Source organism: Pseudomonas sp. BP11-1-1, from assembly GCF_052112105.1.
In the GTDB taxonomy this organism is placed as follows: domain Bacteria; phylum Pseudomonadota; class Gammaproteobacteria; order Pseudomonadales; family Pseudomonadaceae; genus Aquipseudomonas; species Aquipseudomonas alvandae.
The window spans coordinates 619,045-642,116 of sequence record NZ_JAUTYU010000001.1 but is presented as its reverse complement, the minus strand read 5'-3'; the positions used below and the strand labels follow the sequence as shown (position 1 = coordinate 642,116).

Here is a 23,072-nt window from a genome sequence, read left to right as displayed (position 1 = left end):
TTTCAGCGCTTACTCGTGATGCGGCTCGCCAAGGAATGTCAGCGAGGTAAACACCCCGCGCGTCGCGACATCCTTGTTGTCCTTGAGCGGGATTTCCATCTGCGCGGCGATCACGTTCAGCCCCTCATTGCGCACGAGTACCTTGGCTCGGCCTTCGGCATCGGTTTCGGTGCTCACAGTGCCCGGCGCGCTACGGTAGTCCCCCACCAATTTCACCCCTGCCGCCGGTTTGCCATCAAGCAGCACCCGCACCGGTAACGACTGGCCGGGGCCGACGGTGAGCGGGTCGATTTCCGGCACGATGACGAATTTGATCTGATCCAGCTTCGGCAGCTTCGCCCCCGGTTCATAGATCGCCAGGCTGTACTTGAAGGTTTGGGTCGACTCGATCGCCCCGGGCACCTTGCTGCGGCCTTCGTTGATCCATTTTTTGTCAGCGGTCTGCGACCACATGCCATTGTCCAATGCGACGGCCAGCACGGCCGGCGGCTTGAGAGGCTGCAGGCGAGCGTGGTCTGGCAAGCGTTCCACCGTGACCGGAATCATCTTGCCTGCCAGGTCGTAGGCCCAGGCGCCACTGATTTTCTGCGCTTTGAAGGCGTTGTCCTCGGCGCCATGACCGTAGATCACTTCGACGTTGCCGCGTCGTTGCTCTGTCCACAGGCCGTGGGCCGAAGCCTGGGTAGCCAGGAACAGGCCGAGCAGGGCGAAGGTCTTGGGGTATTTCATGCTGACTTCCTTTATAGATCGAGGGTGAGGCTGACAGTGAAGTTGCGCGGATCGCCGGGAGTGACCCAATAATTGCTGTAGGAGCGTTCGTAGTATTTTTCGTCGAAGACGTTGTTCAGGTTCAGGCCCACGGTGACGGTGTCGCTGGCCTTGTAGTGGGCCAGCAGGTCCACGGTGTGGTAGGCGGGCAGTTCGAAGTCCTTGCCGGCCTCACCCGAGCGATCGCCGACGTAAGTGAACGCCGCGCCGAGATCCGAGCCGCGCAGCTGCCCATCCTGGAATTCGTAGACGCCGAGCAGGCTACCGCTGCGCTTGGCGACGCCGAGGATCCGGCTGCCCGAGGGGATGACCTCGTCGCCCTTGGTGACTTCTGCATCGATGTAGGCGAAGGCGCCGATCACTCGCACCGCGTCAGTGAGCTGGCCGGTCATCTGCAGGTCGATGCCCTGGCTACGGGCCTTGCCCACGGCGCGACTGAAGTCGGTCCCGGCGACTTGCGTCAGGACGTTTTCCTTCTCGATGTGGAATGCCGCCAGCGTGGTGCTCAGGCGGTTGCCGAACAGTTCGCTCTTGATTCCGGCTTCGTAGCCAACGCCTTCCTCCGGATTGAAAGTCTTGCCATCGGCATCCAGGCCATTGTTGGGTTTGAACGAAGTGGAAATGTTGGTAAACAGCCCGACCTCTGGCGTCAGTTGATACAACAGGCCGGCCCGCTGCGTCAGGGCGTCATGGCGTTGGCGGCTGGTCACGTCGTTGACGTGGTTGTCGATGCTTTGCTCGAAATGTTCGTAGCGCACGCCGAGCAGGCCGCGCAGTTCGTCGGTGAAGACGATCTGGTCCTGCAGGTTTACGGCCCTGCTTTCGACATGCTCGAAGAAGTCCGTGCCGGAGCGCGTGCCGTTCGGTTTGGGCTGGCCGTAGATCGGGTCGTAGATGTCGATCGGATAGGCGCCGCCAGCGATGGTCGTCACGCGCTCGTTCTTGCGGTAATCCTCGTATTCCGTGCCGATCAACAATTCGTGCTGCCAGGGACCGAGGTCGAAGAGGCCGCGCAATTCAAGTTGGGTGATGCTGTCGTGCCAATTGTTGTCGCGCTCACGGTAGCGGCGGTTCACCGTGTGGCCGTCAGCGTTCAGCGGGCGCGCTTCCGAAGCGAATCCCCAGAGTTCACCCTGCTTGTAATGGCTGGCCAGGCGCAATTGCCAGGCGTCGTTGAGCTGATGTTCAAGAGCGGCCTGGAGCATGTTGTTGTGGTTGTCGATGTCGCCGTCGTTGGGTTCGCCCAAAAAAGTCGAGCGGGACACGCCGCTCCAGCGATTGTTCGGGGCGACAACGCCTCGGTCGAATGTCGAACTGTGGCGAACGATTTCGCTTTCCACCAGCAAGCGTGTGTCCGGGTTCAGTTGCCAACTGAGGGAAGGCGCGACGAAGACGCGCTGGCTGTCGACATGGTCGCGAAAACTGTTGTTGTCCTCCACTGCCAGGTTGACCCGTGACAACACGTTACCTTCGGCGTCCAGCGGCGTATTGACGTCCAGGGCGGTTCGGTAGCGATCCCAACTGCCGGCGCTGGTTTGCAATGTGGTAAAGGCTTCCGGTTGGGGTTTCTTGGTGACGATGTTTACCGTACCGCCCGGATCACCGCGGCCATAGAGGCTGGCCGCCGGGCCTTTTAGTACTTCGATGCGCTCGATGTTGGCCGCATCCGGGGTGCTCGGATAACCGCGGTTGGCGCTGAAACCGTCCTTGTAGAATTCCGATGTCGTGAAGCCGCGCACGCTGTATTCGTAGAGGGTCAGGCCGCCGAAGTTGTTCTGCTTCGATACGCCGCCGGCGTATTCCAGCGCTCGTTCGACATGGGTGGTGCCGAGGTCCTTGAGCACGCTGGCGGGAATGACGCTGATCGATTGCGGGACGTCGCGCAAAGCGGTGTCGGTCTTGGTGGCGCTGGCGGAACGGGTCGCCCGGTAGCCCGAGACGGGGCCGGTGGGGGATTCGTAGTCGGACGTCACGTTGATGGCGTCCAGTTCCAGCGGTTGGATTTCTTCGGCGTAGGCGGGGTCGCCGAGCAACCCCAGCGCGAGACTGGCAGCGGAAATCCGTTTCAGGGATGACATGTTATGTTGTTCCAATTGCTAGAATTGAAACAATATAACACTACTAATGAGAATTTATGCTATTCCTATTTTTCAGGAAAAAATTGAGTCGAACGCCGTTTTTGTGGCGAGGGAGCTTGCTCCCGCTGGGTCGGTCCGACGCTTCGGGCGTAGCAGCCCCAACAGGATCGGATGCGGTCGGTCTGATATTTTGAGGTGACAGGTTTTAGGGCCGCTGCGCGACCCAGCGGGAGCAAGCTCCCTCGCCACAGGGGATGGAGTTTTACTGTTCTTCCTTGAGCACCACCGGCGCTGGCGGCGGTCGCAAACCAATCTCAGCCGTGAGCTTGAGCTCCTTGCCGTTGCGCATGACTTGGATCGTCACCTTGTCGGTGGGTTTGATCCGGGCCACCTGGTTCATCGAGCGACGGCCATCCCCCGCCGGTTCTCCGTCGATGCTCAGGATCACGTCGCCCAGTTGCAGACCGGCCTTCTGTGCCGGGCCGTCGCGGAAGATTCCGGCTACCACGATGCCGGGCCGCCCGGACAAGCCGAATGACTCCGCCAGTTCCTGGGTCAGCGGTTGTACTTCAATGCCCAGCCAGCCACGAATCACCTGGCCGTGTTCAATGATGGATTTCATCACCTCCATTGCCAGCTTCACCGGAATGGCGAAGCCAATGCCCTGGCTGCCGCCGGACTTGGAGAAGATCGCCGTGTTGATCCCGGTGAGGTTGCCATTGGCATCCACCAGCGCGCCGCCGGAATTGCCGGGGTTGATCGCGGCGTCGGTCTGGATGAAGTCTTCGTAGTTGTTCAGGCCCAGCTGGTTGCGACCGGTGGCACTGATGATGCCCATGGTCACGGTCTGGCCGACGCCAAACGGGTTGCCGATCGCCAGGGCCACGTCGCCGATGCGAATGCTGTCGGAGCGGCCGATGGTAATGGCCGGCAGGTTCTTCAAATCGATCTTCAGCACCGCGAGGTCGGTTTCCGGATCGCTGCCAATCACCCTGGCCAGGGTTTCACGGCCATCCTTGAGCGCCACGACAATCTGGTCGGCACCGCTGGTGACGTGGTTGTTGGTCAGGATATAGCCTTCCGGACTCATGATCACACCCGAACCCAGGCTCGACTCCATGCGCTTCTGCTTGGGCGAGTTGTCACCGAAGAAACGCCGGAACTGCGGGTCTTCGAACAGCGGATGGTTGGGTTTGTTGATGACCTTGGTGGTGTACAGGTTCACCACGGCCGGTGCGGCGGTGGTCACGGCGTCGGCGTAGGACACCGGTCCCTGCTGCACGGCTTTGGTTTGCGGCGCTTGCTGCAGGTTGACGTCAAGGCTTGGCAACCCGACCCATTCGGGGTAGCGCTGGATAATCAGGAGAGCGACAAGCACGCCGGCCAACAGCGGCCAGCCGGAAAAACGCAGCGCCTTGAGCATTAAGCACGTCCTACAAAGGTTGCAGGCGGTATGAGACCGCCCATAATGTCGCGCATTATACGAGGCCGCGCGCGCCTCTGAACGGGATATTTAGGAGTTCTTTTCATGGCTGTCGCCCTGAGCACCCTGGTCGAAGAAGCGGACCGTTACCTGGCAAGCAGCCGGATTGCCGATTATTGCCCCAACGGCCTGCAAGTCGAAGGCGCCCCGCAAGTCATGCGTATCGTCAGCGGTGTGACGGCCAGCCAGGCCTTGCTCGATGCAGCCGTCGAAGCCGACGCCGACCTGATACTGGTGCATCACGGTTATTTCTGGAAAGGTGAAAACCCCTGTATCACCGGGATGAAGCAGCGCCGGCTCAAGACGTTGCTCAAGCACGACATCAGCCTGTTGGCCTATCACTTGCCGTTGGACTTGCACGCCGAGGTCGGCAACAACGTGCAGTTGGCCCGTCAGCTGGACATCACTGTCGAAGGGCCGCTGGATCCGGATAACCCCAAGGTTGTCGGCCTGGTCGGTTCCCTGTCCGAACCGATGACGCCTCGGGACTTTGCCCGCCGGGTCCAGGAAGCCATGGGCCGCGAGCCGTTGCTGATCGAAGGCGAGCAGATGATCCGCCGGGTTGGCTGGTGCACGGGTGGCGGCCAGGGTTACATCGACCAGGCGGTGCTGGCGGGGGTTGATCTGTATCTCAGTGGCGAGGCATCGGAGCAGACGTTCCACAGCGCGCGGGAAAACGGTATCAGCTTCATCGCCGCCGGGCACCATGCGACCGAGCGCTACGGCGTCCAAGCGCTGGGAGATTACCTGGCGCGGCGTTTTGCCCTGGAGCACATCTTCATCGATTGCCCGAATCCGATCTGACTGCTTATAACCCCTGTGGGGAGTTATATCCCCTGTGGGAGCGAGCTTGCTCGCGATAGCGGCGGACCAGTCGACATTAATGTGGCTGACACACCGTCATCGCGAGCAAGCTCGCTCCCACAGAAAAGCGTGTGCAACGCCCGAACCGCCGGGCATATCCATATGCTGTTTCGATCTAGTTGGCGCCCTGATTAGAAGAGGTCGCTGTGCTAGGATTCCCCGCTCGAACACGGCCCGCTGGCCGTTCATAAGAAAGCTTTCGTGAGTAGCCATGGTCGACAAACTGACGCATCTGAAACAGCTGGAGGCGGAAAGCATCCACATCATCCGCGAGGTGGCCGCCGAGTTCGATAACCCGGTGATGCTGTACTCCATCGGTAAAGACTCCGCCGTGATGCTGCACCTGGCACGCAAGGCGTTCTTCCCCGGCAAGCTGCCGTTTCCGGTGATGCACGTCGATACCCGCTGGAAATTCCAGGAGATGTACAAGTTCCGCGACCGCATGGTCGAAGAGCTTGGCCTGGACTTGATCACCCATATCAACCCGGACGGCGTGGCGCAGAACATCAACCCGTTCACCCACGGCAGTGCCAAGCACACCGACATCATGAAGACCGAGGGCCTGAAACAGGCGCTCGACAAGCATGGTTTCGACGCAGCCTTCGGTGGCGCCCGTCGCGATGAAGAGAAATCCCGCGCCAAGGAGCGCGTCTACTCGTTCCGTGACAGCAAGCACCGCTGGGACCCGAAGAACCAGCGCCCAGAGTTGTGGAACGTCTACAACGGCAAGGTCAACAAAGGCGAGTCGATCCGCGTATTCCCGCTGTCGAACTGGACCGAATTGGACATCTGGCAGTACATCTACCTCGAAGGCATCCCGATCGTGCCGCTGTACTTCGCCGCCGAGCGTGAAGTGATCGAGAAGAACGGCACGCTGATCATGATCGACGACGAGCGCATCCTCGAGCACCTGTCCGACGAAGACAAGGCCCGTATCGTCAAGAAGAAAGTGCGTTTCCGTACCCTTGGCTGCTACCCGTTGACGGGCGCGGTGGAGTCCGAGGCCGAGAGCCTGACGGACATCATCCAGGAAATGCTCCTGACGCGAACTTCCGAGCGCCAGGGCCGGGTCATCGACCACGATGGCGCAGGCTCGATGGAAGATAAAAAACGGCAGGGGTACTTTTAAGCTTCGAGTTACAAGCTGCAAGCTGCAAGTTAAAGGCGGTATGCGTAATTTGCAGCTTGTGCTTGCAGCCGGTTGTTGCGAGCCGCGAATGAGTGACTCGTAAATGGATTTCGAAAAGTTGGTTGTTTGGCAGAGAAGCAAGTGTCTGGCGGTGGAAATCTACCGGGAGTTTGCCCCATGCAGGGACCTTGGTTTCAAGGATCAAGTCACCCGCTCAGCACTTTCGGTGCCCTCCAATATTGCTGAGGGGATGGAGCGTCGCAGCGCCAAAGAAAAGGTACGTTTTCTTTGGATCGCGAAGGCTTCTTGTGGAGAGTTACGAACACAGATCCTCATAGGCAGCGACATTGCTTACATCGCCCAACCGCTGGCTGATAACTGGATTGCAGAAACTCGCGAGCTCTCAAAAATGCTCTGCGGCTTGATCAACAAAATTTCTGACTAGCTGTACGCCGACAAGCTTGCCGCTTGAAGCTTACAGCTCGGAGCTTGAACACAATGAGCCATCAATCTGATTTGATCAGCGAGGACATCCTCGCCTACCTGGGCCAGCACGAGCGTAAAGAGCTGCTGCGCTTTCTGACCTGCGGTAACGTCGACGACGGCAAGAGCACCCTGATCGGGCGCCTGCTGCACGACTCCAAGATGATCTACGAAGATCACCTGGAAGCCATTACCCGCGATTCGAAGAAAGTCGGCACCACCGGGGACGATATCGACCTGGCGCTGCTGGTCGATGGCCTGCAGGCCGAGCGCGAGCAAGGCATCACCATCGATGTCGCGTACCGCTATTTCTCCACCGCCAAGCGCAAATTCATCATCGCCGACACCCCCGGCCATGAGCAGTACACCCGCAACATGGCCACCGGTGCCTCTACCTGTGACCTGGCGATCATCCTGGTCGACGCGCGCTACGGCGTGCAGACCCAGACCCGTCGCCACAGCTTCATCGCCTCGTTGCTGGGCATCAAGCACATTGTCGTGGCCATCAACAAGATGGACCTCAAGAACTTCGACCAGGGCGTGTTCGAGTCGATCAAGGCCGACTACCTGAAGTTCGCCGAAGGCTTGAAGATGAAGCCCACCAGCATGCACTTCGTGCCGATGTCGGCCCTCAAGGGTGACAACGTGGTGAACAAGTCCGAGCGTTCGCCGTGGTACACCGGCCAGTCGCTGATGGAAATCCTCGAGACCGTGGAAGTGGCGGGCGACCGCAACTTCACCGACCTGCGTTTCCCGGTGCAATACGTCAACCGTCCGAACCTGAACTTCCGCGGTTTCGCCGGCACCCTTGCCAGCGGCATCGTGCACAAGGGCGACGAAGTGGTGGTGTTGCCGTCGGGCAAGAGCAGCCGCGTGAAATCCATCGTCACCTTCGAGGGTGAGCTGGAACATGCCGGTCCGGGCCAAGCCGTCACGCTGACCATGGAAGACGAGATCGACATCTCCCGTGGCGACCTGTTGGTGCATGCCGACAACGTGCCGCCGGTCACCGACAGCTTCGAAGCGATGCTGGTGTGGATGGCCGAAGAGCCGATGCTGCCAGGCAAGAAATACGACATCAAGCGCGCCACCAGCTACGTACCCGGTTCGATCGCCAGCATCGTCAACAAGGTCGATGTGAATACCTTGGAAGAAGGTCCGGCCAGCGCGTTGCAACTCAACGAAATCGGCAAGGTGAAGATCGCCCTGGATGCGCCGATCGCCCTGGACGGTTACGAGAGCAATCGCACCACCGGCGCGTTCATCGTCATCGACCGCCTGACCAACGGTACCGTCGGCGCGGGCATGATCGTGGCCCAGCCGCTGGCCCATGGCAGCAGCACCCACCACGGCAAGCTGGCCCATGTGTCGGTGGAAGAACGTACCCAACGCTTCGGCCAACAGCCGGCCACGGTGCTGTTCAGCGGCCTGTCGGGCGCGGGCAAGAGCACGCTGGCCTACGCGGTGGAACGCAAGCTGTTCGACATGGGCCGCGCAGTGTTCGTGCTCGACGGGCAGAACCTGCGTCACGACCTGAACAAAGGCCTGCCGCAGGATCGCAGCGGGCGTACCGAAAATTGGCGCCGTGCGGCCCACGTCGCCCGCCAGTTCAACGAAGCCGGCCTGCTGACCCTGGCCGCGTTCGTTGCACCAAGCGCCGAAGGGCGTGAACAGGCCAAGGACCTGATCGGCCGCGAGCGGCTGTTGACGGTCTACGTCCAGGCCTCGCCAGCGGTATGCGCCCAGCGTGATCCGCAAGGGCTGTACGCGGCTGCCGGGGATAACATCCCGGGCGAGTCCTTCCCGTATGACGTGCCGTTGGATGCCGACCTGGTGATCGACACGCAGTCGCTGACGTTGGAAGAAAGTGTCAAGCAGGTGCTGGATCTGCTGCGCAAGCGTGGGGCGATCTAAGGGAAACAGCTGCAAGCTTCTAGCTTCAAGCGGCAAGTAAAAGCCCGCAGGTGAGTGATCATCGGCGGGCTTTTTGTTATCTGGAAGGACGCCATCGCGAGCAAGCTCGCTCCCACAGGGTATGTATGAACACCACGATCTATTGTGGGAGCGAGCTTGCTCCGGGCGGCGATCCGACGATGAGGCCAGTGCAGCCCCCTCAGGACTTGGCGGGGTACTCCCGATGCATCTGCTCCAGCAACGCATCCTTGTCCTGCCACAACTGGTTGATCCAGCCCTGGAACTCCAGGCGATAGTCCCCGTCCTGGTCGTAGCTTTTGCCGATGAACTGCGGCGGTATTTTCAACTCCTGGAAATGCACCACCACCTCGCCAACGTTGCCGCAGAGCAAATCCCAGTACCCCGGGCGACCGCCCGGATAATGGATGGTCACGTTGATGATCGACTCCAGTTGTTCACCCATCGCATCAAGCACGAACGCGATGCCGCCAGCCTTGGGCTTGAGCAGGTAGCGAAACGGTGACTGTTGCTGGGCATGCTTGCCTTCGGTAAAGCGCGTGCCCTCGACGAAATTGAAAATGCCCACCGGGTTGTTGCGGAACTTCGCACAGGTCTTGCGGGTGGTTTCCAGGTCCTTGCCTTTCTTCTCCGGATGCTTTTCCAGGTAAGCCTTGGAGTAGCGCTTCATGAACGGGAAGCCCAGCGCCCACCAGGCCAGGCCGATCACCGGCACCCAGATCAACTCTTGCTTGAGGAAAAATTTCAACGGGCGGATGCGTCGGTTCAGCACGTACTGCAACACCATGATGTCGACCCAGCTCTGGTGATTGCTGGTGACCAGATACGAATGCTGGTAATCGAGGCCGTCCAAGCCGCTTAGATGCCAGCGGGTAGGGCGCACCAGGTTCATCCACGCCTTGTTGTTGCTGATCCAGGCTTCGTGGATATGGCTCATCAGCCAGTCGGTGAAGCGCTGGGCGGCGGGGAAGGGCAGCAGCAGTTTGAAAATCGCCACGATGAACAGCGGTGTGCAGCAGGCGATGGTATTGAGCGCCAACAGCAGCGAGGCAATGACGCCGCGCAAGGGGACAGGCAGGAAATCCAGCATTGATCAAATATCCATGGGTCGGTTGGCGGCCTGGATCGCGGTCAGGGCGATGGTGTACACGATGTCGTCGACCTGGGCGCCGCGCGGCAAGTCGTTCACCGGTTTGCGCAGGCCTTGCAGCATTGGCCCGAGGCTGACGCAATCGGCGCTGCGTTGTACGGCTTTGTGGGTGGTGTTGCCGGTGTTCAGGTCCGGGAAGATGAACACCGTAGCCCGGCCCGCCACCTGGCTGTTGGGCGCCAGTTGCCGTGCCACGGTTTCGTTGGCGGCGGCGTCGTATTGCAACGGGCCGTCGATCAACAAACCGTGTTGGGCCTCGTGGGCGAGCAGGGTGGCTTCGCGGACTTTTTCCACTTCTTCGCCACTGGCCGACTCGCCGCTGGAATAGCTGAGCATCGCCACCCGCGGCGTAATGCCGAACGCCGCCGCCGAGTCGGCGCTTTGCAAGGCGATTTCCGCCAGCTCCGCCGCGCTCGGGTGTGGGTTCATCACACAGTCGCCGTAGACCAGGACTTCTTCGGGAAACAGCATGAAAAACACCGACGACACCAGCGAACAGCCCGGCGCGGTCTTGATCAGTTGCAGTGCCGGGCGGATGGTGTTGGCGGTGGAATGAATGACGCCCGAAACCAGCCCGTCCACTTCATCCAGCGCCAGCATCATGGTGCCGATGACCACGGTGTCTTCCAATTGTTGCTCGGCCATGGGGGCGTTCAGGCTCTTGCTCTTGCGCAGGCGCACCATGGGCTCGACGTAACGTTCGCGAATCGCGTCCGGGTCGAGAATCTCCAACCCCGGCGGCAGTTCGATGCCTTGGGCGCGGGCCACCGCCTCGACGTCGGCCGGTTTCGCCAGCAATACGCAGCGGGCGATGCCTCGGGCCTGGCAAATGGCAGCGGCCTGGACGGTCAGCGGTTCGCTGCCTTCGGGCAACACGATCCGTTTGTTGGCGGACTGGGCACGCTGGATCAATTGATAGCGGAACACCGCAGGTGACAGGCGCATCTCCCGTGGCGTGCCGCAACGCTGGTGCAGCCATTTGGCGTCCAGGTGACTGGCGACGAAATCGGTGATGATCTCCGCGCGCTCGCGGTCATCGATCGGGATTTCCTTGTTCAGGCCGTGGAGCAGGTTGGCGGTGTCATAGGAGCCGGTACTCACCGACAGTACAGGCAAGCCCGCCTGCAAGGCGCCACGGCACAGCTCCATGATGCGCGGATCGGGCAGGGTGTCGCTGGTCAACAACAGGCCGGCCAGCGGCACGCCATTGATCGCCGCCAGGCTCACGGCCAGGATGATGTCGTCGCGATCCCCGGGGGTTACCACCAGCACGCCGGGCTTGAGCAGTTCTACCGTGTTGCGCATGGTGCGGGCACAAATGATGACGTTGCTCATGCGTCGGGTTTCGTAGTCGCCGGCGTTAAGCACCTGCGCGCCCATCAGGTCCGCGACGTCGCGGGTGCGCGGGGCGTTGAGTTCGGGGCGGAAGGGGATGCAGCCGAGCAGGCGGAAGTCGCCGCTGCGCAGCAACGGCGAGTGCTCCTTGAGCCGGGCGGTGAACGCCTCCATGCTCTCGTCGGTGCGAACCTTGTTCAGGATCACGCCGAGGACTTTCGGGTCCTTTGGCCCGCCAAACAGCTGCGCCTGCAACTCGACGCGACCGGACAGCTCCGTCAGCACTTCGTTTTCCGGCGCCGACACCAGGATGACTTCGGCGTCCAGGCTCTTGGCCAAGTGCAGGTTGACCCGTGCGGCATAGCTGGCGCTGCGGGTCGGGACCATGCCTTCGACGACCAGCACGTCCTTGCCGATGGCGGCCTGCTGGTACAGGGTGATGATTTCTTCCAGCAGTTCGTCGAGCTGGCCATCGCCGAGCATGCGCTCCACGTGGGCCAGGCCCAGCGGCTGTGGCGGTTTGAGGCCATGGGTGCGGGCCACCAGTTCGGTGGAACGTTCCGGGCCGGTATCGCCAGGGTGAGGCTGGGCGATGGGTTTGAAGAAGCCGACTTTCAGCCCGGCCCGTTCAAGGGTACGCACCAGCCCGAGGCTGATGGAGGTCAGACCCACACCAAAATCGGTGGGCGCGATAAAAAAAGTTTGCATGCGGATTCTCTAAGGGTGCATGACGAGTGTCCTGTATTTGTGCAACAGGACACCAGGGCGCGACCTATGGCTGGTCGTCTACCCACAATTCAGTCGCCAAGGTTATCGCTAACCGGGCCCTGAGCGCACCAGCCGCAATCAAAGGGCTGGCCTAATTTTTCAATACGTTGCGCAGGGTCCAGCACCCAGGCCCGGGACTGCCACGGTGGCTGGTGGCGCAGATGCTGGGTGTGGCCGCAGGACAGCTCGGCTACCCAGTGCCCCTCTTCATCCTGATGGAAGCCCGTGACCGTCGGTCTGTTCGCGCTAGCCCGTTTGTCCGGGTTCCGTTCGCTTTCGGGCAAATCCTTGTTTAGACTTGTCCGTTCTTCATTCTTATGCAAAAGGTCTCGCCCCATGCTGATCGCCGCCAATAAGGCTGTCTCCATCGACTATACCCTGACCAACGACGCTGGTGAGGTCATCGACAGCTCTGCCGGCGGCGCTCCGCTGGTCTACCTGCATGGTGCAGGCAACATCATCCAGGGCCTGGAAAAAGCCCTGGAAGGCAAAACCACCGGTGACGAGCTGACTGTGGCTGTCGAGCCGGAAGACGCCTATGGCGAGTACTCCGCTGAACTGGTCAGCACCTTGAGCCGCAGCATGTTCGAAGGTGTGGATGAGCTGGAAGTGGGCATGCAGTTCCACGCTTCCGCCCCCGATGGCCAGATGCAGATCGTGACCATCCGCGACCTGGACGGCGACGACGTGACCGTTGACGGCAACCACCCGCTGGCCGGCCAGCGCTTGAACTTCCAGGTCAAGATCGTCGACATCCGTGATGCCAGCCAGGAAGAAATCGCCCATGGTCACGTCCATGGCGAAGGCGGCCATCACCACTGATTTCTGCGCTACGCTCAGGTAACCAGTGAACTGGAAAGGCGCCGTACGGCGCCTTTTTAGTCACTTGCTGTTAGCATCAACCACGGCTGTTTCGAAAAGATCTGCGAATTGGAGTTCGTCATGAGTGCTTTCCACGACCTGAAATTGAAAACCCTGGATGGTCAGGAGCTTGCTCTGGCGCCGTTCAAGGGACAAGTCGTGCTGGTGGTCAACGTCGCCTCCAAATGTGGCCTGACGCCTCAGTACGCGGCACTGGAAAATCTCTATCAGCAATATAAGGCCCGGGGCTTCAGTGTGCTGGGCCTGCCCTGCAATCAGTTCGCCGGACAGGAGCCGGGAACCGAGCAGGAAATCCAGGAATTCTGCAGCCTCAACTATGGCGTGACATTTCCGTTGGCCAGCAAGCTGGAAGTGAACGGTCCTGACCGTCATCAGCTGTACCGCCTGCTGGCGGGCGAAGGGGCCGAGTTCCCAGGAGACATCACCTGGAATTTCGAAAAATTCCTGCTCGGCAAGGACGGCCGGGTGCTGGCACGGTTCTCGCCGCGTACTACGCCGGATGATCCTGCCGTGATCCAGGCGATCGAGAAAGCGCTGGCCTGATCCGTACGCTGAACCGTTGTGGCGAGGGGATTTATCCCCGCTGGGCTGCGTAGCAGCCCCAAGAAAAAGCGACATAATCAGGCTGACACACCGAGGCATCAGATTTTAGGGCTGCTTCGCAGCCCAGCGGGGATAAATCCCCTCGCCACGGATTGCGCACCTCAAAACAGATGCGTTCTCTCGACTCCCTTCTAACCCTTAATCACTCCAATCAATAGTGCTATCCAGCGCTGGGCACGCTCCATATTATCCTCGTCATATCTGAACTGCGACGCGTTCCTTGGAGAGCCTGATGCCTGTACAAGCCCTGTTCAAACCCTTTCACCTCGGCGCCCTCGAGCTGCCGACCCGGGTGGTGATGGCGCCGATGACCCGTTCCTTTTCGCCGGGTGGCGTACCGAACGCCAAGGTGATCGAGTATTACCGTCGTCGCGCAGCGGCCGGGGTCGGGCTGATCATCACTGAAGGCACGACGGTCGGCCACAAGGCTTCCAACGGCTATCCGAACGTGCCGCACTTCTACGGCGATGCCGCGCTGGCGGGCTGGAAAGACGTGGTCGATGCCGTGCACGCCGAAGGTGGCAAGATCGTCCCGCAGTTGTGGCATGTGGGCAGCGTGCGTCGCATCGGGACTGAACCGGACGCCAGCGTGCCGGGTTATGGTCCGAGTGAAAAACTCAAGGACGGCCAGGTGGTGGTCCACGGCATGACCCAGGCGGACATCGACGAAGTCATCGCCGCCTTCGCCCAAGCGGCCAAGGACGCCCAGGAGATCGGCATGGACGGCGTGGAAATCCATGGCGCCCACGGTTATCTGGTTGACCAGTTCTTCTGGGAAGGCAGCAACCAGCGCACGGATGGCTACGGCGGCAGCCTCGCCAATCGCTCACGTTTCGCGATCGAATTGATCCGTGCGGTGCGTGCGGCCGTGGGCGAGGGTTTCCCGATCATCTTCCGCTTCTCCCAATGGAAACAGCAGGACTACACCGCGCGCCTGGTGCAGACGCCAGAAGCGCTGGGTGAATTCCTCAAGCCATTGGCCGACGCTGGCGTGGATATCTTCCACTGCTCGACACGTCGCTTCTGGGAACCGGAATTCGAAGGTTCCGAACTGAACCTGGCCGGCTGGACCCGCAAACTCACCGGCAAGCCGACGATCACCGTGGGCAGCGTCGGCCTGGATGACGAGTTCCTGCAGTTCATGGTCAATACCGACAAGGTTGCGCAACCGGCCAGCCTGGAGAAACTGTTGGAGCGCCTGAACAAGGAGGAATTCGACCTGGTCGCAGTGGGGCGTGCGTTGCTGGTGGATCCGGACTGGGCGCAAAAAGTACGTGAGGGGCGTGAGCAGGACATCTTGCCGTTCAGTCGCGAAGCGTTGATGACCTTGGTTTAAGCGGCGCCTGATCCGCCGCTATCGCGAGCATGCTCGCTCCCACATTTGATCTTCAGCGCACTCATTGTGGGAGCGAGCTTGCTCGCGATGGCGACCTCAGCATCACCGAATAATCAAAGCACTGTCGGCGCAGCAGGCATTCCATGTTCGCCCAAGCAAACGCCGCGCAACTGCGCCTCGAACTGCTCGACCACCGACGCCCAGCCCTGGCGGCTGGCGTGCTGCCGTGCATTGAGCCGCACGCATCGCAAGGCCTCGCGCTCTTCCAGCAGCCAACGAGCGGCGTCGCAGAACGCTTCTTCATCCCCCGGCATTGCCAATACGCCGTTATAGCCATGGCGGATGTGTTGCGCCGCCGCCGCCTGATCGTATGCCACCACGCCCAGCCCGGAGGCCAAGGCTTCCAGCACGACGTTGCCGAAGGTTTCGGTCAGGCTCGGAAAAATGAACATATCCCCCGATGCGTAATGGGCCGCCAACGCTTCGCCTCGTTGCGCGCCACAGAAAATGGCTTCGGGCAATTGCTGTTCGAGGGCGAGCCGCTGCGGGCCGTCGCCCACGACGACCAATTGAATCCGTCGCGTCGGAAAAGCGTTGCGCAGGGTGTCGAAACTGCGCTTGAGCAGCCCCAGGTTTTTCTCCGGCGCCAAGCGTCCCACGTGGATGACCGCAATGTCGTCATCGCCCAGCCCCCAGGTTTCGCGCAGGGTGGCCGAGCGTTTGGCTGGATGAAACAACTGGCTGTCGACCCCGCGCGACAACATCGCCACGCGCTCGAAATGCCGGCGCTCCAGCTCCAGGCGCTGACTGTGGCTCGGCACGAGGGTCAGGCGGGAGCGGTTATGAAACCAGCGCAAATAATGGGTCAGCACCCGGCTCAACAATCCGAGCCCGTACTGTTGGGTGTATTGCTGGAAGTTGGTGTGGAAGCCGCTGACCACTGAAATGCCCAGGCGCCTCGCCGCCCGCAGGGCCGACAAACCCAGTGGTCCTTCGGTCGCGATGTACAACACGTCGGGGCGATGGCGTTTCCAGCGGCGCAGCAGCTTGTGCATCGAGGCTTGCCCCCACTGCAAGCCCGGGTACCCCGGCAGCGGCCAACCTCGACAGAGCAATAACTGGTCGTCGCTGACCTGGCCTTGATCACCGGCCTGACGGGGGCGGATCAGCTCCACCCGGTGCCCGCGGGCACGCAAGCCCTCGTAGAGACGGCCGAGGGTGTTGGCCACGCCGTTGATTTCCGGCGCAAAGGTTTCGGTAACGAGGGTAACGTGCAGGTGTGTGGTCATGACCCCAGTGTCGACCGGGGCCGTTGCGTCATTGTGACGCCCGTATGATGGATTTGTGACCGGCTCAGCCCTGTCGCGCCAATGCCGTCTCGGCACCCTGTTCGCGCACCCAGAACAGCGTCGCCCCGGCCACCGCTGCCGGCATCATCAGGACGTTGACCACCGGGATCAGCAACACCAGGTACACGCTGCCGCCAAAGCCCAGGCTCTGCCAGCGTTTTTCCCGCAGCCAGGCGAGCATTTCGTTCCAGCCCAACTTGTGGTTGTCCGCCGGGTAGTCGATGTATTGGATCGCCATCATCCAGATGCCGAACAGCAACCACAGCGGCGCGGCCACGATATTGATCACCGGAATGAACGACAGTGCGAACAGGCCCAGGGCCCGTGGCAGGAAATAGCCGAGCTTGCGCGCTTCCCGGGCCAGTGTCCGGGGGATCATGGCGATCAGTTCGCCCCAACTGAACGCCGGGAAATCATCCGTACCGCGTACCACCACTTCGACTTTCTCGGCGAGAAAGCCGTTGAACGGTGCAGCGATGATGTTGGCGAGCATGGTGAAGGTGAAAAACACCATCAGCACTACAAGGACGACGAACAACGGCCATAGGACATAGCTCAGGAAACTCAGCCAATCCGGCAGCGACGGCATCAACGTATCGACCCACAGGCTGAACTGATGGCCAGCCAGGTAGATCAACCCGACGAACAGCACCAGGTTGATCGCCAGGGGCAGCAGCACAAATAGCCGCAGGCCGGGGCTCAAGATCAGTTTGAGGCCCTCTCGCAAGTATTGCGGGCCGGACAGGACGGGGGCGGGCATAGGTGGCTCCGAGGATAGGTGGACGCGCCGACCTTACCGGCTTTGCTCGATGCGGGAAAGCCACGACACGGCGTGTAACAAAGGTTTAAGGTTCGTTGCTATCGTGCACGCCGCAGCGAATAGAGCTCACCTATGAGCTGGATTGTTAAACCGTATTTCCTTAATCTTCGCTCCCTCGATACGCTGCACCCATTCTTTTTTCAGGACTGTCGAACCCAAGCCTTCCCCAAGTGCGTCAACGGTCCTTTTTTATTCGCGCCGCTCACCCGGCGTTCCGGCCCGCAAGGTCCGGTCAACAGGAGCAGGTCATGTCTGAAGTCCGTCATTCGCGTGTGATTATTCTCGGTTCCGGCCCTGCCGGTTACAGCGCTGCGGTTTATGCAGCCCGTGCCAACCTCAAGCCGCTGCTGATCACCGGCATGCAGGCCGGCGGTCAATTGACCACCACTACCGAAGTCGACAACTGGCCGGGCGACGTCCACGGCCTGACCGGTCCGGCCTTGATGGAACGCATGAAGGAACACGCCGAGCGCTTCGAGACCGAGATCGTCTTCGACCACATCAATGCCGTGGATTTCGCCGCCAAGCCATACACCCTGACCGGCGACAGCGCGACCTACACCTGTGATGCCCTGATCATCGCCACTGGCGCCAGCGCTCGCTACCTGGGCTTGCCATCGGAAGAGACGTTCATGGGCAAAGGCGTTTCCGCCTGCGCCACTTGCGACGGTTTCTTCTACCGCAACAAGCCAGTGGCTGTGGTCGGTGGCGGCAATACCGCGGTCGAAGAGGCGCTGTACCTGGCCAACATCGCCAGTACCGTTACCCTGATCCACCGTCGCGAAACCTTCCGCGCCGAGAAGATCCTCATCGACAAGCTCAATGCACGTGTCGCTGAAGGCAAGATCATCCTCAAGCTCAACGCCACCCTGGACGAAGTATTGGGCGACAACATGGGCGTGACCGGTGCTCGCCTGAAGAACAACGACGGCAGCTTTGACGAGATCAAGGTTGACGGCGTGTTCATCGCCATCGGCCACACGCCGAACACGTCGTTGTTCGAGGGCCAGTTGGAACTCAAGGACGGCTACCTGGTGGTCAAGGGCGGCCGTGACGGCAACGCCACCGCCACCAGCGTCGAAGGTATCTTCGCGGCCGGCGACGTGGCCGACCACGTCTATCGCCAGGCGATCACCTCGGCCGGTGCCGGTTGCATGGCGGCCTTGGACACCGAGCGTTACCTCGATGGTTTGCAGAACGCTTCGTTCTGATTCACCAGGCAATAAAAAAAAACCGGCTTCGGCCGGTTTTTTTGTGCGCGGACATCTGCCGGTGAACCCTGTGGGAGCGGGCTTGCTCGCGAAGGTGGTGTTCCAGTCGACATCGATGCTACTGACACACCGCCTTCGCGAGCAAGCCCGCTCCCACAAGTCCTCTGTTTGGTCCGAAGATCGGTTGTCAGGCCAGTTCGGCCAAGCACGCTTCCAAAATATCCAACCCCTCTTCCAGCACCGCCGGCTCGGTCGTCAACGGCGCCAGCAGCCGGATGATATGCCGCGATTTCCCGCTGGGCATCAGCAGCAAACCGGATTCCCGCGCCGAGGCCAGTAATTGCGTCAGTTGCGCCGGGGCCGGAGTGCCATCGGCGTGGGCCAGTTCGATCCCGCGCATGGCGCCGACACCGGTCAGGCGGCCCAGGTAATGGCTCAGTCCGCGACGGCGCCAGGATTCGTAGCGGCTGACGATCGCCTCTTCCTGTTGTGCGCCCCACGCGTGGAGGTTGGCGTCGGTCATCTCGTCCAGCGTTGCCAGCGCGGCGGTGCAGGCGAGGGGGTTGCCGGAGTAGGTGCCGCCAAGACCACCCTTGGGCAGGTTGTCCATCAGCGACTTGCGTCCCACCACCGCCCCAAGCGGGACACCACCAGCAATGCTTTTGCCCAGCAGGATCAGGTCGGGCTCGATGCCCAGTCGCGAAAATGCAAAGCGCTGGCCGGTGCGACCGAAACCGGACTGGATCTCATCGATGATCAGCACGATGCCCTTGTCGTGGCAGAACTGTCGCAGCGCCTGGGCGAAATCCACGTCCATCGCCAGGAAACCGGCTTCGCCCTGCACCGGCTCGACGATAAAGCAGGCCACGTCGTTCACATCGATCTCGACGCTGAACAACCTGTCCATGGCTTTCAAGGCCTCGGCGCACGTCACGCCGTTGTCCTGGCTAGGGTAGGGCAGGTGGTAGACCGGCCCGGGCAGTACGCCGACTTTCTGCTTGTAGGGAGCGACCTTGCCGTTGAGATTGAGCGTGGCCAGGGTTCGACCATGAAATCCGCCATCAAAGGCGATGACGGCTGTGCGACCCGTGGCGCCGCGCACAATCTTGAGCGCATTTTCCGCCGCTTCGGCGCCGCTGTTGGTGAGCATGCCGCTCACTGGGTAATCCACCGGGATAAACGCTGCCAGGCGCTCCATCAAGTCAAGATAAGGCGTATGGGGGGCTGCGTTGAACGCGTAATGAGTCAATCGGGTGGCTTGCTCGCGGATGGCCTCGACGATGCGCGGATGACAGTGGCCGAGGTTCAACACACCGATGCCCCCGACAAAGTCGATGTAGCGCTTGCCGTCGGTGTCCCAGACCTCGGCATTTTTTCCATGGCTGAGGCTGATAGGGTGAACGAAGGAAATCGATTGGCTGATGGTTTCGCGGCTCATGGGGGGGCGGCTCGGACGAAGAAAAAATGTCCGTTATCTAAGCCGCGAGCAGCAGCGCCCGGCAAACGAAATAAAGTTGCCGGGTCAATCATAAAAGTCGGGATGTGGAACAGGTGCGGATCTTGCGAGGATTGTTTGCGTGACGACGAAGCTTTTGTGGCGAGGGAGCTTGCTCCCGCTCCAGTGCGAAGCGCTGGCATTGGGCTGCGGCGCAGCTACTTTTGTGAGTGCTGTGCACTCAAGCGGGAGCAAGCTCCCTCGCCACGAAAGCAGGTGGGTCAGCGGCGTTGCAGTGGCTGGGCTTCGAACTTCACGCCAGCCAAGCCGTGGGCCATCAACGCGCGGATATTGCCGTGGTCGCTCCCCTCGGGCGTGTTCAGCACCGAGCGATAATGTTCGCCGAATGCCAAGAGCGCCTCTTCGTCGCTCAAGCCTTCAAGCAGGGCCAGGCCCAACGTCTTGCAGGAGCCTTCGTTCTGCCCTGCCGCGTTCTCGACGCCACCGTTATGGAAGGCTTGGGGCTGGTATTCGTAGCCCTCGGCAATAAAAGCGAGGGTGTCAGCGAAAGCATGTTCACCGCTCTTGAGGCTGGCGCGAAAGGTATTCAGGTCAGGCATCGGGATTTCCTTTGGCGAACGCCGCTTGCTGTTCGGCGCTGGCCTCATTCTGGTATTGGGCTTTCCATTCGGCATAGGGCATGCCGTAGACAACTTCACGTGCATCGTCGAGGCTGACCTCGATCTGGCGCTCGTCGGCGGCGGCCTTGTACCACTTGGACAGGCAGTTGCGACAGAAACCGGCGAGGTTCATCAGGTCGATATTCTGCACATCCTTGCGGCTGTCCAGGTGGGCCACCAGTCGACGGAAAGCGGCGGCTTCGAGTTCGAGGCGTTGTTGGTCGTTCATGGGAGTCTCTGCGAGGCAGCTTCAAGGGGCAAGCTTCAAGCTGCAAGAGTGGATTTGCGGTGGTCAGGCTTGAAGCTTACAGCTTGAGGCTTGCAGCTGCTACGAAGTAGCCCGACTTGCCGCGAGGGTAATCGACACGGACTCGGCGAAGCGCAAGGCGTGCGGCTTGTCGACTTCGACCTCGGCGTACAGCACCGACTCGTTGGCCATGACCAGGTCCAGCAACTCCTGGGTCAGGCGTTCGAGCAGGGCGAAGCGGTTGCCTTCCACATGGGCGATGATCGCCTTGGTGATGGTGCGGTAGTTCAGCGCATGGTCGATGTCGTTGTCGCGCACGGCCTCTTGCGCCGCGTAGAGGATGGTCAGGTTGATCAGCACATCCTGTTTGTTGAGGATCTCGTCTTCATTGATTCCGATGAACGTACGCAGGCGCAGATCCTTGACCTTGATGCGCGCCATGGCGGGCTGAAGTTGTGGCATTTATTGGCTCCGTCGAATCAATTGCAGGAATTCCTGGCGGGTGTTGCTGGACTCGCGAAAAGCGCCAAGCATCACCGAAGTATTCATGGTCGAGTTCTGTTTCTCGACACCGCGCATCATCATGCACATGTGCTGGGCTTCGATCACCACCGCCACGCCGGCGGCCTGGGTGACTTGTTGCACCGCGTCGGCGATTTGCCGGGTGAGGTTTTCCTGGATTTGCAGGCGGCGGGCGAACATGTCCACCAGCCGGGCGATCTTCGACAGCCCCAGGACCTTGCCCGTAGGAATATAAGCCACATGGGCCTTGCCGATGAAGGGCAGCAGGTGATGTTCGCACAGCGAATAAAGCTCGATATTGGCAACGATCACCATTTCGTCGCTGTCGGAGGCAAACAGGGCACCGTTGACGATCTGCTCGACGCTCTGCCCATAACCATGGCAAAGGTACTCCATGGCCTTGGCGGCGCGCACCGGCGTGTCCAGCAGGCCTTCGCGCTCCGGGTCTTCGCCCAGGCCGATCAGGATCTCGCGGTAATGCTGGGGCGATAGGGCCATGGTGTTTCCTCGGAACAGGACTATTTGATGTGCCGCCCGCCGTTGAGGGTCAGGGTCGTGCCGGTGACATAAGGGTTGTCGAGCAGATAGCGCAGGCTCTGGTAAATCACTTCGCTGCCAGGTTCGATGCCCAGCGCGGATTTGGCCAGGGCCTTGGCACGGTAGGTCGCATCGTCGTCGGGATTGAACAGTAGCAGGGCCGGGGCGATGCCGTTGACCTTGATGGCCGGTGCGTATTTCGCCGCGAAAGAAAGCGTGAGGCTTTCCAGGCCAGCCTTGGTGGCGCAATAGGCGATGTGCTTGCTGCTGCCCTTGCGCGTCACGTCATCACCGATGTGCACGATATCCGCCGGCACCGAGCGCCGCAGCAAATCGGCGCAATGCAGGTTGATCAGGTAGGGCGCGAGCATATGGACACCGAACATGGCGCTGAAGGCCGCGGCTTCGTTGCCCGGGGTTTCGGCGAGCCAGGCCGAGGCGTTGTGGACGATGGCGCGCAGTTGATCGGTGTGCTGCTTGAGCTGTTCGATGAAGGCCAAGATCCCGGCCTCACTGGAAAGATCGGCGAACAGGACCCTCGCCCCCAAGTCCCGTAGCGCTTGCACGCCCGGGCGTTCGGTGCGGTACGTGGCGATGACCGGTTGGCCGTCCTCCAGCATGCGTCGGGCACAGTGCAGGCCGACGCGTTGGGCTGCGCCGGTGATCAGGATCGGAGCGGTGGCGCTGGACATGGGACGGCTCGGTTCGCGGTGGAAGCAAAACTATAACAGCGACGGCGGGTACGTCCTATGGACAAGGGAAATCCAGCGCCCGATTCGGTTTCCCTCACGGACCTGGCTGGCTCCCATGGCGTCAGTGATTCTGCGCGGCCGGCAAGGGCCGTTGTGGCGTTCCCGCCAGCCAACTTGCCAATAAATGAGTCGACATCGGGATAAACAGATAGACCATCAGCGGCGTCAGGATGAGCGTACTGATGAAAACCCGGCTCAACAGGCCCAGTTCGCCGAGTAACGGTCCCAAAAGGAAATTGAACAATAACGAAACAGGGAAGAACGCCAGCCAGATCGCCACGGCCTGTTTCCAGCGTGGCGGGCGTTGGCCGATCGCGCCGAACCAGCCGTCGATGCCTCGCACCCGGTGTTCGGAGGGATCGGCAAACAGATCGCTGCCGCGTCCCAGCCAGGCCGTGCGCGAGGCGGAATGCTCCCACGCATGCAGGGTCTGCTCGTCGGCAAATCTGAAAATGATCTGGAATTCGTCGTCTTCGGGTGGCGGTGCGAGCACACCGGAGCCCAGGTAGCCGGGAAAATCGGTGGCCAGTTGTTCGCCTTCACGCAACCAGGCGATCAGGTCCTGATAGCGTCCGTTGGCGACGCGGCGCGCGACCATCAAGGTGACGGGTGAGGTAGACATTTTGTATCTCCATGTTACGAGCGCAACGCTCCGGATAGGAGCTTCGCGGGAGGCGCTCCCAAGGGTAGTGGGCTGCGTCTGGTCAC

General features: G+C 60.9%; 23 protein-coding genes. 8 read left to right on the top strand and 15 right to left on the bottom strand.

The features are described from left to right. Nucleotides 1–9 precede the first annotated feature (9 nt). The 3 genes from Q7C33_RS02785 to algW all read right to left on the bottom strand — a co-directional run bounded on the left by Q7C33_RS02785 (nucleotide 10) and on the right by algW (nucleotide 4,269). A complete protein-coding gene (locus Q7C33_RS02785) occupies nucleotides 10–729 on the bottom strand; it encodes a DUF4198 domain-containing protein (protein WP_217861261.1) in 720 nt (239 codons plus the stop codon). Between the two features lie 11 nt (nucleotides 730–740). Continuing rightward, nucleotides 741–2,846 carry a TonB-dependent siderophore receptor gene (locus tag Q7C33_RS02780; RefSeq protein WP_323154473.1) on the bottom strand — a complete coding sequence of 702 codons (2,106 nt, stop codon included), beginning with the start codon at nucleotides 2,844–2,846 and terminating at the stop codon, nucleotides 741–743. Nucleotides 2,847–3,108: 262 nt separating this feature from the next. After that, nucleotides 3,109–4,269 (bottom strand): Do family serine endopeptidase AlgW, encoded by a 1,161-nt coding sequence (gene algW / locus Q7C33_RS02775; protein WP_198797764.1) that lies wholly within the window; start codon nucleotides 4,267–4,269, stop codon nucleotides 3,109–3,111. Nucleotides 4,270–4,374: 105 nt separating this feature from the next. Here algW and Q7C33_RS02770 point away from each other — a divergent pair, with 105 nt between their 5' ends. The 4 genes from Q7C33_RS02770 (at nucleotide 4,375) to cysN (ending at nucleotide 8,719) form a co-directional block, all read left to right on the top strand. Continuing rightward, a complete protein-coding gene (locus Q7C33_RS02770; RefSeq protein WP_030139870.1) occupies nucleotides 4,375–5,133 on the top strand; it encodes a Nif3-like dinuclear metal center hexameric protein in 759 nt (252 codons plus the stop codon). A 271-nt stretch (nucleotides 5,134–5,404) separates the two neighbouring features. After that, entirely contained in the window at nucleotides 5,405–6,322 is a 918-nt protein-coding gene (gene cysD, locus Q7C33_RS02765) for a sulfate adenylyltransferase subunit CysD (RefSeq protein WP_030139871.1), read from the top strand. A 103-nt stretch (nucleotides 6,323–6,425) separates the two neighbouring features. Continuing rightward, nucleotides 6,426–6,767, top strand: coding sequence for a four helix bundle protein (locus Q7C33_RS02760; RefSeq protein WP_030139872.1), 342 nt, complete (start codon nucleotides 6,426–6,428; stop codon nucleotides 6,765–6,767). 53 nt (nucleotides 6,768–6,820) lie between these two features. Next, complete coding sequence (gene cysN, locus Q7C33_RS02755; protein WP_217861263.1) at nucleotides 6,821–8,719, top strand: sulfate adenylyltransferase subunit CysN; 1,899 nt, start codon at nucleotides 6,821–6,823, stop codon at nucleotides 8,717–8,719. Nucleotides 8,720–8,918: 199 nt separating this feature from the next. On the opposite strand, the gene Q7C33_RS02750 is transcribed toward cysN, so the two are convergent. The 3 genes from Q7C33_RS02750 to Q7C33_RS02740 all read right to left on the bottom strand — a co-directional run bounded on the left by Q7C33_RS02750 (nucleotide 8,919) and on the right by Q7C33_RS02740 (nucleotide 12,358). Next, nucleotides 8,919–9,827, bottom strand: a complete 909-nt coding sequence (locus Q7C33_RS02750; protein WP_258648907.1) for an acyltransferase — start codon at nucleotides 9,825–9,827, stop codon at nucleotides 8,919–8,921. A 3-nt stretch (nucleotides 9,828–9,830) separates the two neighbouring features. Next, a complete protein-coding gene (pta, locus tag Q7C33_RS02745; protein ID WP_030139875.1) occupies nucleotides 9,831–11,930 on the bottom strand; it encodes a phosphate acetyltransferase in 2,100 nt (699 codons plus the stop codon). An 89-nt stretch (nucleotides 11,931–12,019) separates the two neighbouring features. Next, nucleotides 12,020–12,358: a DUF3565 domain-containing protein gene (locus Q7C33_RS02740; protein ID WP_080628553.1), complete on the bottom strand. Its 339-nt coding sequence runs from the start codon at nucleotides 12,356–12,358 to the stop codon at nucleotides 12,020–12,022. Here Q7C33_RS02740 and Q7C33_RS02735 point away from each other — a divergent pair. The 3 genes from Q7C33_RS02735 to Q7C33_RS02725 all read left to right on the top strand — a co-directional run bounded on the left by Q7C33_RS02735 (nucleotide 12,327) and on the right by Q7C33_RS02725 (nucleotide 14,811). Then, nucleotides 12,327–12,812 (top strand): FKBP-type peptidyl-prolyl cis-trans isomerase, encoded by a 486-nt coding sequence (locus Q7C33_RS02735; protein WP_181287611.1) that lies wholly within the window; start codon nucleotides 12,327–12,329, stop codon nucleotides 12,810–12,812. The two genes, Q7C33_RS02740 and Q7C33_RS02735, sit on opposite strands and share 32 nt — an antisense overlap. A 120-nt stretch (nucleotides 12,813–12,932) precedes the next feature. Continuing rightward, on the top strand, nucleotides 12,933–13,415 hold the full coding sequence (locus Q7C33_RS02730) for a glutathione peroxidase (RefSeq protein WP_407682803.1): 483 nt from the start codon (nucleotides 12,933–12,935) through the stop codon (nucleotides 13,413–13,415). A 292-nt stretch (nucleotides 13,416–13,707) separates the two neighbouring features. After that, nucleotides 13,708–14,811: an NADH:flavin oxidoreductase gene (locus tag Q7C33_RS02725; RefSeq protein ID WP_407682802.1), complete on the top strand. Its 1,104-nt coding sequence runs from the start codon at nucleotides 13,708–13,710 to the stop codon at nucleotides 14,809–14,811. Between the two features lie 113 nt (nucleotides 14,812–14,924). Here the strand turns inward: Q7C33_RS02725 and Q7C33_RS02720 are convergent, their stop codons facing one another. Both Q7C33_RS02720 and cysZ read right to left on the bottom strand, forming a co-directional pair. Continuing rightward, nucleotides 14,925–16,100, bottom strand: a complete 1,176-nt coding sequence (locus Q7C33_RS02720) for a glycosyltransferase family 4 protein (protein ID WP_198797761.1) — start codon at nucleotides 16,098–16,100, stop codon at nucleotides 14,925–14,927. Nucleotides 16,101–16,164: 64 nt separating this feature from the next. After that, nucleotides 16,165–16,920 carry a sulfate transporter CysZ gene (cysZ, locus tag Q7C33_RS02715; protein WP_030139881.1) on the bottom strand — a complete coding sequence of 252 codons (756 nt, stop codon included), beginning with the start codon at nucleotides 16,918–16,920 and terminating at the stop codon, nucleotides 16,165–16,167. 308 nt (nucleotides 16,921–17,228) lie between these two features. Between cysZ and trxB the strand changes: the two genes are divergently transcribed. Continuing rightward, nucleotides 17,229–18,191, top strand: a complete 963-nt coding sequence (gene trxB / locus Q7C33_RS02710; RefSeq protein WP_030139882.1) for a thioredoxin-disulfide reductase — start codon at nucleotides 17,229–17,231, stop codon at nucleotides 18,189–18,191. A gap of 187 nt (nucleotides 18,192–18,378) precedes the next feature. Here trxB and Q7C33_RS02705 read toward each other — a convergent pair whose 3' ends face one another. From Q7C33_RS02705 to Q7C33_RS02675, 7 genes are all read right to left on the bottom strand, one after another. Then, nucleotides 18,379–19,629, bottom strand: a complete 1,251-nt coding sequence (locus Q7C33_RS02705; RefSeq protein ID WP_407682801.1) for a 2-aminoadipate transaminase — start codon at nucleotides 19,627–19,629, stop codon at nucleotides 18,379–18,381. A gap of 278 nt (nucleotides 19,630–19,907) precedes the next feature. Continuing rightward, nucleotides 19,908–20,246: a HopJ type III effector protein gene (locus Q7C33_RS02700; protein WP_198796643.1), complete on the bottom strand. Its 339-nt coding sequence runs from the start codon at nucleotides 20,244–20,246 to the stop codon at nucleotides 19,908–19,910. Then, nucleotides 20,239–20,535 (bottom strand): DUF1244 domain-containing protein, encoded by a 297-nt coding sequence (locus tag Q7C33_RS02695; RefSeq protein WP_407682800.1) that lies wholly within the window; start codon nucleotides 20,533–20,535, stop codon nucleotides 20,239–20,241. Before Q7C33_RS02695 ends, Q7C33_RS02700 begins: the two co-directional genes overlap by 8 nt. Nucleotides 20,536–20,634: 99 nt before the next feature. Beyond that, entirely contained in the window at nucleotides 20,635–21,015 is a 381-nt protein-coding gene (gene folX, locus Q7C33_RS02690) for a dihydroneopterin triphosphate 2'-epimerase (protein ID WP_025211888.1), read from the bottom strand. Continuing rightward, nucleotides 21,016–21,573 (bottom strand): GTP cyclohydrolase I FolE, encoded by a 558-nt coding sequence (gene folE / locus Q7C33_RS02685; RefSeq protein WP_030139886.1) that lies wholly within the window; start codon nucleotides 21,571–21,573, stop codon nucleotides 21,016–21,018. Nucleotides 21,574–21,593: 20 nt separating this feature from the next. Next, entirely contained in the window at nucleotides 21,594–22,304 is a 711-nt protein-coding gene (gene folM, locus Q7C33_RS02680; protein ID WP_198796642.1) for a dihydromonapterin reductase, read from the bottom strand. Nucleotides 22,305–22,425: 121 nt separating this feature from the next. After that, nucleotides 22,426–22,986 (bottom strand): antibiotic biosynthesis monooxygenase, encoded by a 561-nt coding sequence (locus Q7C33_RS02675; protein WP_030139888.1) that lies wholly within the window; start codon nucleotides 22,984–22,986, stop codon nucleotides 22,426–22,428. Between the last annotated feature and the right edge of the window lie 86 nt (nucleotides 22,987–23,072).